At 46.2% G+C, this 12,562-nt stretch carries 11 protein-coding genes; all 11 read left to right on the top strand.

The window, feature by feature from the left end; all coding sequences use genetic code 11:
* The first annotated feature begins 13 nt into the window (after positions 1-13).
* The 11 genes from ACWPOD_RS04485 (at position 14) to cyoE (ending at position 11,932) form a co-directional block, all read left to right on the top strand.
* The gene (locus ACWPOD_RS04485; RefSeq protein WP_456231590.1) at positions 14-1,507 is read left to right on the top strand and encodes a CoA-acylating methylmalonate-semialdehyde dehydrogenase; all 1,494 of its coding nucleotides are present in this window, start codon (positions 14-16) and stop codon (positions 1,505-1,507) included.
* A gap of 19 nt (positions 1,508-1,526) precedes the next feature.
* The gene (locus ACWPOD_RS04480) at positions 1,527-2,681 is read left to right on the top strand and encodes an acyl-CoA dehydrogenase family protein (RefSeq protein ID WP_456231589.1); all 1,155 of its coding nucleotides are present in this window, start codon (positions 1,527-1,529) and stop codon (positions 2,679-2,681) included.
* A gap of 38 nt (positions 2,682-2,719) precedes the next feature.
* A complete protein-coding gene (locus ACWPOD_RS04475; protein WP_456231588.1) occupies positions 2,720-3,505 on the top strand; it encodes an enoyl-CoA hydratase in 786 nt (261 codons plus the stop codon).
* A gap of 8 nt (positions 3,506-3,513) precedes the next feature.
* Positions 3,514-4,653 (top strand): enoyl-CoA hydratase/isomerase family protein, encoded by a 1,140-nt coding sequence (locus tag ACWPOD_RS04470; protein WP_048625200.1) that lies wholly within the window; start codon positions 3,514-3,516, stop codon positions 4,651-4,653.
* 11 nt (positions 4,654-4,664) lie between these two features.
* Entirely contained in the window at positions 4,665-5,570 is a 906-nt protein-coding gene (gene mmsB, locus ACWPOD_RS04465; RefSeq protein ID WP_005390978.1) for a 3-hydroxyisobutyrate dehydrogenase, read from the top strand.
* Positions 5,571-5,680: 110 nt separating this feature from the next.
* Positions 5,681-6,439, top strand: a complete 759-nt coding sequence (locus ACWPOD_RS04460) for an SDR family oxidoreductase (RefSeq protein ID WP_074190874.1) — start codon at positions 5,681-5,683, stop codon at positions 6,437-6,439.
* 791 nt (positions 6,440-7,230) lie between these two features.
* A complete protein-coding gene (gene cyoA, locus ACWPOD_RS04455) occupies positions 7,231-8,112 on the top strand; it encodes a ubiquinol oxidase subunit II (RefSeq protein WP_005388604.1) in 882 nt (293 codons plus the stop codon).
* Between the two features lie 5 nt (positions 8,113-8,117).
* Positions 8,118-10,154 carry a cytochrome o ubiquinol oxidase subunit I gene (cyoB, locus tag ACWPOD_RS04450; RefSeq protein ID WP_005375781.1) on the top strand — a complete coding sequence of 679 codons (2,037 nt, stop codon included), beginning with the start codon at positions 8,118-8,120 and terminating at the stop codon, positions 10,152-10,154.
* Positions 10,144-10,746: a cytochrome o ubiquinol oxidase subunit III gene (gene cyoC / locus ACWPOD_RS04445; protein ID WP_005375782.1), complete on the top strand. Its 603-nt coding sequence runs from the start codon at positions 10,144-10,146 to the stop codon at positions 10,744-10,746. Before cyoB ends, cyoC begins: the two co-directional genes overlap by 11 nt.
* Positions 10,746-11,057, top strand: a complete 312-nt coding sequence (gene cyoD, locus ACWPOD_RS04440; protein ID WP_012842490.1) for a cytochrome o ubiquinol oxidase subunit IV — start codon at positions 10,746-10,748, stop codon at positions 11,055-11,057. Before cyoC ends, cyoD begins: the two co-directional genes overlap by 1 nt.
* Entirely contained in the window at positions 11,018-11,932 is a 915-nt protein-coding gene (cyoE, locus tag ACWPOD_RS04435) for a heme o synthase (protein ID WP_167394230.1), read from the top strand. Before cyoD ends, cyoE begins: the two co-directional genes overlap by 40 nt.
* Positions 11,933-12,562: the final 630 nt, after the last annotated feature.

The following is a 12,562-nucleotide window of genomic DNA, read 5'->3' as shown; positions in this document are numbered from 1 at the left end:
AAAGGAGTAAATGATGACTCGTTTGGTTCCCTTGTTTATTGGTGGAGAGTTTCGTGAATCTCAAACTTCGGATTGGGTTGAGGTGACCAATCCTGCCAATAATGATGTCATTGCGTACGTTCCCTGCTCAACGGATCACGAGATGGAAGCCGCCATTGATAATGCGAAAGAGACATTCCAATCCTGGAAGGAAGTGGCAGTATCCGAGCGTGCCAGAGTCATGCTTCGTTATCAGCACCTTCTCAAAGAACATCATGATGAGCTTGCCACACTGCTTTCTCATGAAACGGGTAAGATTTTAGCGGATGCTAAAGGCGATGTGTGGCGAGGCATAGAGGTGGTTGAGCAGGCTGCAAACATTGCCAGCAATTTGATGGGCGAAACCGTCGAAAATGTTGCCACGGATATTGATAGTTACTCAATGATTCAGCCCCTAGGTGTGTGTTGCGGCATTACGCCGTTTAACTTTCCTGCCATGATTCCGTTGTGGATGTTCCCAATCGCCATCGCTGCGGGCAATACGTTTGTGCTTAAACCCTCCGAACAAGTGCCGTTGACCTCTATTCGTTTAGCCGAACTATTTGAGCAAGCTGGCGCGCCGAAAGGAGTGTTGCAAATCGTTCACGGTTGCAAAGACCAAGTCGACTTTCTGCTGGCTCATCCTGACATTCGAGCGGTGTCATTTGTTGGCTCGGTTCCTGTTGCCCGTTATATCTACACCACGGGTACGAAACACTTTAAACGCGTTCAAGCTTTTGCTGGTGCTAAAAATCACATGGTGATCATGCCTGATGCGAACAAAGAACAAGTGGTGAATAACCTAGTGGGGTCCTCCGTTGGGGCGGCGGGGCAGCGTTGTATGGCGATTTCTGTTGCGGTATTTGTCGGCGATTCAAAACAATGGATTACAGACCTCAAACAGGCAATGGCGAAAGTACACCCAGGGCCTTGGGACGATGAGCAAGCTGCTTATGGCCCACTCATCAGTGAACAAGCTAAACAACGCGTATTGGACCTAATTGAAGATGGCAAACAACAAGGCGCAGTGTGTGAACTCGATGGCAGTCAGTGTGAAGTGGAAGGCTTTCCCGATGGAAACTGGATTGGCCCAACCTTGTTTAGCGGTGTAACAGCGAATATGTCGATTTACACGCAAGAGATATTTGGCCCTGTTTTAGTTTGTATGGAAGTCGAAACGTTGCAAGAGGCCATTGAGTTAGTGAATCGCAACCCATACGGGAACGGCACTTCCATATTTACCGCTAATGGCGCTGCTGCAAGAAAATATCAGCATGACATTCAAGTCGGTCAAGTGGGGATCAATGTGCCAATTCCAGTCCCTTTACCATTTTTCTCCTTTACTGGTTGGAGAGGCAGTTTCTATGGTGATTTACATGCGTATGGTAAACAAGCGGTACGTTTTTATACCGAGACTAAAACGGTGACGGCGCGTTGGTTTGATGACGATATTCCAACGGGGCCTAATCTGACCATCCAACTGCGCTGAGTGAATAGAAGGAGCTTTTATGGACTTTGAACTTAATGAAGATCAACGTGCATTTGCCGATACCGCTCAGCAATTTGCCGATGAGCGTTTAGCGCCGATGGCGGCGGAGTGGGATGAAAAACAGATCTTCCCCAAAGACGTATTGAGAGAGGCGGGAGAACTGGGGTTTCTCAGTCTCTACACTCCAGAAGCGCAAGGTGGCCTAGGGCTGAGTCGCTTAGATGCTTCAATTATCTTTGAACAACTGGCCATGGGATGTACGTCCACTACGGCGTTTATGACGATTCACAACATGGTCAGTTGGATGATAGCCAGTTTTGCTACCGATGAAGCCAAAACGCAGTTCTGTCCGAAGTTAGTTACGGGGGAGTGGTTAGGCTCCTATTGCTTAACCGAGCCCAACGCAGGATCAGACGCCGCTGCACTGACCACTTCCGCTACAAAAAAGGGAGATAAGTATGTGCTCAACGGTGGCAAAACCTTTATATCTGGCGCAGGAGAGACAGATGTTTTGGTCGTGATGGCGAGAACCGGAGAAGCGGGTGCCAAAGGCGTGTCTGCATTTGTTGTTCCTGCTCAAGCAGGTGGTATCAGCTATGGGCGCAAAGAACCCAAAATGGGTTGGAATAGCCAACCAACACGAGCGGTTACTTTTGAAAATGTCGTTGTTCCAGCTAGCCATTTACTGGGCGAAGAAGGGCACGGTTTTGTTTTTGCGATGAAAGGGCTTGATGGAGGGCGTATAAATATTGCGACCTGCTCCGTCGGTACGGCGCAACAGGCCCTTAATCAGGCGGCACGGTATATTCAAGAACGTAAGCAGTTCGGCAAGCCGCTTGCGCAGTTTCAAGCCTTACAATTCAAATTGGCAGACATGGCGACAGAGCTAGTGGCTGCGCGGCAGTTGGTGCGCTATGCCGCCAGTAAGCTCGACCGAAATGACCCGGATGCCACGGCTTATTGCGCGATGGCAAAACGGTTCGCAACCGATGTAGGCTTTCAGGTTTGCGACCAAGCGCTGCAGCTTTATGGCGGCTATGGTTACATCAAAGAGTATCCAATGGAGCGTCATTTCAGAGATGTGCGTGTGCATCAAATTCTGGAGGGAACGAACGAAATTATGCGCTTGATCATCGCGCGCCGTTTGCTCTCTGAGGAATCGGCCTTGCTGTAGCGAAGTATTGGATTTGCTCATTGAGAAAGGATTCAGATATGCCATTAACCCAAGAAGCCATTCAACATACGATCACTAATCACGTTGCGGTGGTGACGATGAACAACCCGCCAGCCAATACGTGGACAGCAGAGAGTCTCAAGGCACTGAAATCGCTGATACTCACACTTAACAATGATAAGCAGGTCTACGCACTGGTTTTAACCGGCAGTGGAGAAAAGTTTTTCTCTGCTGGTGCTGATCTCAAGCTATTTTCTGATGGTGACAAAGCGGTTGCGTTAGACATGGCGCGATGCTTTGGTGAAGCTTTTGAAACGCTCTCGGAATTCCGTGGTGTTTCCATTGCCGCCATTAATGGTTACGCCATGGGCGGAGGTTTAGAAGTGGCATTAGCTTGTGATATTCGAGTAGTTGAAGAGCAAGCGGTACTTTCTTTACCTGAAGCCAAAGTCGGACTTTTGCCCTGCGCTGGCGGTACCCAAAATCTCACAGCGTTAGTAGGGGAAGGCTGGGCAAAGCGCATCGTTTTATGTGGAGAACAAGTCAGCGCTGACAAAGCAAAAGAACTAGGCATGGCTGAGGAGTTGGTTCCCAAAGGCGAAGCGTTAAGTAAAGCGTTGGAGCTTGCTGAATCTGTTGCGAACCAGTCACCATCTTCTGTCGCCGCATGTAAGGCGCTCATTCAAAATATGCGCTCTGCGCCACTTAAGCACGGCTTAATGAAAGAGCGAGAGTTGTTTCTGAATCTTTTTGATACGGAAGATCAAGTTGAGGGTGTTCGCGCCTTTTTAGAAAAACGCCCACCGCAATGGAAAAACCGATAGGAGGCCACATGGCAGGGATGGTAACCATCAGTGAAATAGAGTGCTTAGATGGCGTGCACCGCATTGGTATCGCAACGTTAGACAACACCGCTTCATTGAATGCTTTGACGTATGACATGTTGGTCCAACTCAACGATCAGCTTATCAAGTGGCAAGATGATCCGCATGTGACTTGTGTGGTACTAACCGGCGCTGGAGAAAAAGCATTCTGCGCTGGTGGCGATGTTCGAGCTATGTATCACGTCATGCATAACGAGAGTAAAGAAAAAATCGTAGAGTTCTGTACGGACTATTTCTCGTTGGAGTATGAGTGTGACTATCTTATCCACACTTACAACAAACCTATTATCGGCTGGGGAGAAGGTATTGTCATGGGTGGTGGGATGGGGCTTTTTATGGGAACCAGCCATAAAGTTGTGACAACAACATCACGCCTTGCTATGCCAGAAATCAATATCGGACTGTATCCTGATGTGGGAGGTACGTGGTTTTTAAGCCAGATAGATCCGCAAGTGGGTTTATTCCTCGGATTGACAGGTTCAATGGTGAATTCAAGTGACGCTGTCACTATTGGTTTGGCCGATTGGTTACTGTTGGAAGAGCAGTATCCCACCTTACTGGATGAGCTAAAGCGGCTCCAGTGGGGCAAAGAAGATGCGAAAGAGTTGGTAACTGCGCTACTACAATTAATGGAAGAACAGGTTATTGATAGCAAACCAACCACGCAAATTTGTCCATACTTAGATCAGATAGAGGAAGCGTGCAAAGGCTTTGATCTTAATGCAATAGCACAGCGAATCATGGCTATCGAAGGGAACAGTCAGTGGATAGAAAACGCGAAACAAACGTTCGCCGCGGGCAGTCCGATCACCGCGCATATTTGCTTCAGACAAGTGAAAGAATACCACAGCTTACCACTTGCAGATTGCTTCCGCTTGGAGCTGAGTTTATCGGTTCGCAGCGCCTTATTAGGTGAGTTTAAAGAGGGCGTCCGTTCTCGGCTTATTGACCGGGATGGCGAACCTAACTGGATGTTTAACAGTGTCAGTGAAGTCGATGAAGATGTCATCGATACCTTGTTTACCTCACTTTGGCCGGATGACGAACATCCGCTTGCTGATTTGGGTGAACAAACACTAGGTCAATAAGGAGAATGATCATGAGTACCATCGCATTTATCGGTTTAGGAAGAATGGGGCATCCGATGGCGCAAAACTTATTAGCGTCTGGATTTAACGTGCAAGTATTTGATGTCGATAGCGAAGCGGCAAAGCAACTTGCACCTTTTGGTGCGGTGGTGGCGAGCTCTATTGAGGAAGTTGTGGATGGTGCAAGCACAGTCATCACGATGCTACCAGCAGGTTCTCACGTTCGTTCCGTGTATCTTGGTGACTTACACGGCGGTGTAGGTGTCCTCAATCTTGTCTCGCCAAGTACCTTGATGATTGATTGTTCAACCATTGATCCGGACTCTGCGCGATTAGTCGCCAATGAAGCGGCAAATAAACGCGTGTTGTTTGTCGACGCGCCCGTTTCGGGTGGCGTTGCCGGCGCTAAAGCGGCGACATTAACCTTTATTGTTGGTGGCTCGGATGAAGCATTTTCTAAAGCCAATGCCATTTTGCAGTACATGGGAAAAAATGTTTTCCATGCCGGTAAAGCGGGCGATGGTCAAATGGCGAAAATCTGTAACAACCTTATGCTCGGCATTTTAATGTCTGGTACGTGCGAGGCGCTAAATCTAGGTATCGATCATGGGCTCGACCCCAAAGTGTTATCAAACATCATGCTGCAAAGCTCTGGCCGAAATTGGGCATTGGAGCTTTACAATCCTTGCCCTGGCGTGATGGACAGTGCACCAGCCAGCAACGATTACCAACCGGGCTTTATGAGCAAACTCATGTTGAAAGATCTCGGTTTGGGGTTAGATGCGGCGTTGCAAACACACTCTTCGGTTCCGATGGGCTCACTGGCGCGTAATTTATATTCTTTCCACAACGCGAGCGGCCACGGCGAGCTCGACTTCTCAAGCTTGTTTGAGTTTTACAAGAGTAAGAAAGGCTAGACTGAGTTTTGCTACAAAGCCGTCTGAAATGGTGAAGTAAAACTCATCATTTCGGACCACCTAAACAGGCTTGAAATAGGGAACATTATTAGCGATGGAGTGCAGTAACTATGGATATTAAAAATAGTGTCATTGCCATTACAGGTGCAGGGCAAGGACTTGGACAAATGATGGCAATTACGCTTGCTCAAGCCGGTGCAGATTTAGCGTTATTGGATGTAAACGCTAGTGGCTTAATGGAAACACAAGAGCAGTGCCGAATGCTGAGTGCAAAAGCGTTGACTTATCAAGTGGATGTAACGAGCGAAATCGACGTTGAAAACACGTTTGACGCGGTTATCCAAGATTTTGGCCAACTCAATGGGCTAGTCAATAACGCTGGCGTGCTAAGAGATGGGTTACTTGTAAAATCAAAAGACGGCGTGATCAGTAAGATGTCTTTGGATCAATTCAACTTGGTCATGAACGTTAACGTGACAGGAACATTTTTGTGTGGTCGTGAAGCTGCCGTTAAGATGATTGAGAGCGGTTCACAAGGCGTTATCATCAATATTTCTAGTGTCGCGAGAGCAGGGAATATCGGTCAAACCAATTATTCTGCATCTAAAGCGGCGGTCGCAACCATGGCGACAACGTGGGCCCGTGAGTTAGCAAGATACGGTATCCGCGCGGCGGCGATTGCACCAGGTGTGGTACATACCGCGATGGCAGAGCAAATGAAACCAGAAGCCATAGAACGGCTAGAAAAGATGATCCCAATTGGAAGGATGGGTGAAACAAGTGAAATCGCACATGCAGTAAAATACATTCTTGAGAGTGATTACTTTACTGGCAGAGTTTTAGAAGTGGATGGAGGCATTCGTATGTAAAAGCTCTAGGGTTAGGTCCCACAGACCGGAATGACAAGCTTCTTTCCCTTTCAACATTTCCTATTTTTCCGAGAGCCAGTTCTGGGTAACGTAAGTGTTTATTACTCATATTTGGATTCGCCCTGCGAATGGTTTGCCAAAAGTAAATAATGAGAAGTAAATACCACTCAAATACTAAGTGAAATCATTAATTTGATATTTATCACAATTTTCCACTTTTAATTTCCCCTTCGTACTCAAGCTATCTATGTAAATGCAGTTGATAGTCAGTCTCATCAAAATGAACTTGCAACTGTCTGTTTCAAAAGACATTAACTTTGAAGCACGTGAAGTTCGTGTTGAGGTTAATGTCCTATTGAAAGAGTGTGAGTTTCATTAATGGAAGGTTAGTTTCCAGTTGTGGCTAATGAGCTTTAACTTTTTACTCCTCATAATGCGCCAAATGTAACATTGTGTTTCAAAGTGTAACAATAAACTCACACTAATAGTGTGGTTTTGATCTCCACTCAATTCCGTTTTGTTTCGCTCTGATCCCGACGTTACTCATGCTCAACACATAAACATTCTAATGACTATAACAACTGGTTCTTAGCTTGATACCAATCGTAGCAAGTAATTGTTCATTCTAGCTGGTTAAGATGCTTGATAACGGCGCTGAAAAATTTGTAAGTAGAATAACTACTTATCAAAATTTTTGCCTTTTTATCAAACATTTCCCCTGCGCTGTTTCTGAGCTCTTATTTACTGTGATTGGCATTTGTTTTGAAACCAGACAACCATCGAGAAAGTTAATGGAAGCCTCAAGATATAAACGCATCTTGTCGAGGGGAAGTTTGGCGTCCGTCATACTTATGCTCTCAGGATGTAATTCAGCTTTACTTGACCCCAAAGGTGCCATTGGTGTGCAAGAAAAAGAGCTAATTATTACTGCTCTTTTGCTGATGTTGATCGTTGTAATCCCTGTGATTCTAATGACGATTTACTTCGCTTACCGATACCGCGCCTCTAACACTGAAGAAGAGTACGCTCCCGAGTGGTCACACTCGACCAAAATCGAAGTGGTGGTATGGACAATTCCAATCATCATCATTGCGATTCTTGCGACGATCACATGGCGTTCGACTCATGAACTAGAGCCCTCCAAACCATTGGAAAGTGATGTTAAACCAATGACCATCGAAGTGGTGTCACTCGATTGGAAATGGTTGTTCATCTATCCAGAAGAAAACATTGCGACGGTGAACTATGTGGCGTTCCCGAAAGATGTGCCAGTACAGTTCAAACTGACTTCGGACAACATCATGAACGCGTTTTTCATCCCTCGCTTAGGTACACAGATCTACGCGATGCCAGGCATGGTAACCAAGCTTAACCTGATAGCGAACCATGAAGGTGACTACAAGGGTTTTGCATCGAACTACAGCGGCGAAGGCTTTTCGCAAATGAAGTTCACAGCTTCAGCAATGTCTGATCGTGCTGCGTTCCTAAATTGGGTGCAGAAAGTGAAGGCGAGCCCTGATCGTATTGAAGATTGGGAGCAATACAGCTCACTGGCAGCGCCAAGTATCGCAGAGCCAGTCACTTTGTTCTCTAGCGTTCCTCCGTTCTTGTTCACCGACGTTGTGACTCAGCATCCTGGTTCAATGAACTGTTTGCCTGAAAACCAAGGATAATCGTAATGTTTGGAAGATTAACTCTTGATTCAGTTCCATTCCACGAACCTATTATCGTCATCACCTTAGCGGTTGTGGCGCTGGTTGGTTTAGCCGTAGTTTACGCGGTAACTAAAGCCGGAAAGTGGCAATATTTGTGGAATGAATGGTTTACTTCAGTAGACCATAAAAAACTTGGCTTCATGTACATCGCAGTAGCGATGGTGATGCTTGTTCGTGGTTTTGCTGACGCAGTCATGATGCGTAGTCAGCAACTCCTTTCTTCTGCGGGTGAAGCAGGTTACTTGCCACCGCATCACTACGATCAAATTTTTACTGCCCATGGCGTGATCATGATCTTCTTCGTAGCGATGCCATTGGTTATTGGTCTGATGAACATCATCGTGCCATTACAGATTGGTGCGCGTGACGTAGCTTTCCCGTATCTGAATAACTTGAGCTTTTGGCTGTTTGTTGTTGGTGTCATTCTAACAAACATGTCTCTCGGCTTAGGTGAATTTGGTCGCACCGGCTGGCTAGCGTATCCGCCGCTTTCAGGTATTGAGGCCAGCCCAGGAGTCGGGGTCGACTATTGGATTTGGGCGCTGCAGATATCAGGTGTCGGTACGACGTTAACAGGCGTGAACTTCTTCGCGACCATTTTGCGTATGCGTACACCGTCTATGCCAATGATGAAGATGCCAGTTTTCACTTGGGCATCTCTATGTGCAAACATTTTGATCATCATTTCATTCCCAATCCTGACGGTGACTATCGCTCTGCTAACGCTGGATAGATACCTAGGCATGCACTTCTTTACCAATGATCTTGGCGGCAATGTAATGATGTACGTCAACCTGATTTGGGCTTGGGGCCATCCAGAAGTGTACATTTTGATCTTGCCAATTTTTGGTGTGTTCTCAGAGGTCACCGCAACCTTCTCACGTAAAAAGTTGTTCGGTTACACATCGCTAGTTTGGGCTACCGTAGTTATCACGATTCTTGCGTTTGTCGTTTGGCTACACCATTTCTTTACGATGGGATCTGGCGCGAACGTAAATGCCTTCTTCGGTATTGCCACGATGATCATTTCTATCCCAACAGGGGTGAAGATCTTCAACTGGCTATTCACCATGTACAAAGGCCGCATTCGCTTTACGACGCCAATGATGTGGACGGTTGGCTTCCTGATCACCTTTACTGTTGGTGGTATGACAGGCGTACTAATGGCTGTTCCGGGCGCAGATTTCGTTCTGCATAACTCAGTATTCCTGATTGCTCACTTCCACAACGTTATCATCGGTGGTGTGGTGTTTGGATGTTTCGCTGCGATCACTTACTGGTTCCCGAAAGCGACAGGTTTCACCATGAATGAAACTTGGGGCAAACGTGCGTTCTATCTTTGGATTATTGGTTTCTTAATGGCGTTCCTACCGCTTTACGCGCTGGGCTTTATGGGGATGACTCGTCGTTTAAGCCAAGACATCAACCCTGAATACTTCCCACTGTTGTCGATTGCCGCAGCAGGTACGGTTGTGATTGCGCTGGGCGTATTGTCTCAGTTCATCCAAATTTACGTGAGTATCCGTGACCGCGAGCAAAACCGTGACCTAACTGGTGATCCGTGGGGTGGTCGTACTCTTGAGTGGGCAACATCGTCTCCACCGCCGTTCTACAACTTTGCACACCTACCAAAAGGTGATGTGCTGGATGCCTTCTGGTACCAGAAACAAAGTGGCGAGTTCGATCCAACTAAAGAAGTGGAATACGAACGTATTCATATGCCAAAAAACACGGCAACAGGCATCTACGTGTCGGCTTGGTCGCTCCTATTTGGCTTCGGCATGATTTGGTACATCTGGTGGCTAGCGGCAGCAAGTTTGGTCGGTATTATCGTGACGTGTATTCAGCACAGCTACAACGATGACGTGGATTACTACGTGGAAGTTGAAGAGATCAAAGCAATTGAGGCCGAGCGTCGAGCTCAGCTTGAAGAAGCGAAGAAAAACTCAGTGAAAGACAGCGAAAGTAAAGATGATCTGGAGGTGACGTATGCAAACTAATATCGCAGCACATCACGACCATGATCACCACCATGACACGAATGGCAACAAGCTATTTGGCTTTTGGGTTTACCTGATGAGTGACTGCGTACTGTTTGCGACCTTGTTCGCGACATACGCTGTTCTGTCGAGCAATTCAATTGCGGGCCCAACAGGTAAAGACATTTTCGAACTCCCATTCGTGTTTGTCGAAACCATGCTGCTGCTGTTTAGCAGTATCACATTTGGTTTCGGCATTATCGCGATGAAGCGCAACAACGTTGCTGGTCTCAAACGTTGGATGTTAGTAACGTTCGCGCTTGGTCTTGGCTTTATCTGTATGGAGGTCTATGAGTTCCATCACCTGATTGAAGAAGGCTATGGTCCACAAACAAGTGCATTCCTATCGGCATTCTTTACGTTGGTTGGTACGCACGGCCTGCACGTAACCTTTGGTCTGATTTGGTTAGCGGTAGCGTACCATCAACTGTCGACGAAAGGTCTGAACGACAATATGGCAATGCGCTTTAACTGCTTAAGCCTATTCTGGCACTTTCTAGATATCGTCTGGATTTGTGTCTTTACCATCGTTTACTTACTGGGGGTAATGTAATGGATCAACATGTAGAAACCAGTGCGTCAGATTACGTGAAAGGCTTCATTGCCTCACTGATTCTGACGGTAATTCCGTTCTACTTTGTTTGGACGAAATCATTACCAGATACAACAACCTATGCGATTCTATTTGGATGTGCATTAGTGCAGATATTTGTTCACTTCAAATACTTCTTGCACATGGAAACAAAAACATCCGACGGACGTTGGAACCTTGTATCACTGATGTTTACCGCCATTGTTGTACTTATCCTTATCGCTGGCTCGGTATGGATCATCTACAACATGAACGTCAACATGAAGTTGTAGGCCAAGGTATGCTGAAAAGTTATTTGTCTATCACCAAACCGGGCATTATTTTCGGCAACCTGATTTCTGTTGCGGCGGGGTTCTTCCTCGCCGCAAAAACAGAACCAGCCAGTCTAATGTTGTTCGTTACAACGTTAGTTGGTGTGGGGTTAGTCATCGCTTCAGGTTGTGTGGTGAATAATATTTTTGATCGTGATATCGACCAAAAGATGGCACGTACACAAAATCGTGAAACAGTGAAAGGCAACATCAATATCGATATTGCCTTTGTTTATGCACTTGCTTTATTGCTGGTAGGAACCGCACTGTTATTTATCCGAGTGAACCCACTATCCGCTGTCGTCGTTTTGCTTGGCTACGTGTATTACGTGTTCTTTTACACGATGTGGTACAAACGTAACTCGGTGTATGGAACTTTAGTGGGAAGTATTTCAGGCGCAGTTCCGCCATTGGTGGGTTACTTGGCGGTAACAAACTTTATTAGCTTGGAAGCGATTTTACTCTTTACTATGTTCTGTCTCTGGCAAATGCCGCACTCGTACGCGATTGCCATGTTCCGGATGCAAGACTACCGAGAAGCCGGGATTCCCGTATTACCAGTTAAAGAGGGCATTCATAAAGCGCATCGACACATGAAAGCGTATGTCGTGGCGTTTGGGGCCGTATCGTTGGGGTTATTTTTACTTGGTGAAGCCGGGTATGAATACTTAGCGGTTGCAGCGGTTGTTTGCTTTATGTGGACGAAAGTGACCTTTCGCAGTATTGACGACAGCAACTACATCGCTTGGTCAAAGTCGGTGTTTAAAGTCTCACTGCTAGTGGTGATGGGGATTAGTGGTGTGCTTGGTGTCGAGTTGATTCCTCTAGCTCTGTAACAACCAGACCTAAGCGTTTGCTACGCGCTAATATCTTTTGCTGCTGAATGCATGAATGACCTTACCTAGAAGTAAGGTCATTTAACTTTCTATTGTCCTTTATTTTCCCTGTTTTTCCTGTTTCTCCTCTAGCTTCACTATCACGTATTCATATCTAAAAGCAAAAACAACCAGTGTGTAAAACATAGTGGATCGCGCGTTTCCGCTGACGCGTAATAATGCCAAGAGATAGCGACTATTGAGCTAAAAAGTATAAACAGCGCAATAACTCTATTTGCCATATGAAAATTCAATATCGATAGTTTGTAATGTAAACATTTTGGGGGGGGAGTGCTAGTTCCCATGGCAGCATACAAACTAACAATGTGAATGTTTGAGTTGAATCACCAGCTAGCGAAATACAAAAGTTTTACGACTGAAAGTGGGTGAGGAAGCATCTTAACTCCAGTGAAATGAACACGATTAAGAATCATCCTTTTACATAATCTAAAAACTCACTAAACCTTAACCCAGATTAAAGTTTTGTCGTCTCCGAGGCATTAAGGTGCGCCTGTAGTTTGCAGGTCTCACGGATTCAGAGAAGGAACAGCCATACGTTGTGTATCGCTGTTCCTTTTTTGTTCTTGGTTA

The sequence above is a fragment of the Vibrio sp. JZG120 genome (assembly GCF_053890955.1).
The sequence above is the reverse complement of the archived record's forward strand: the minus strand, read 5'-3'. Positions and strand labels throughout refer to the sequence as shown.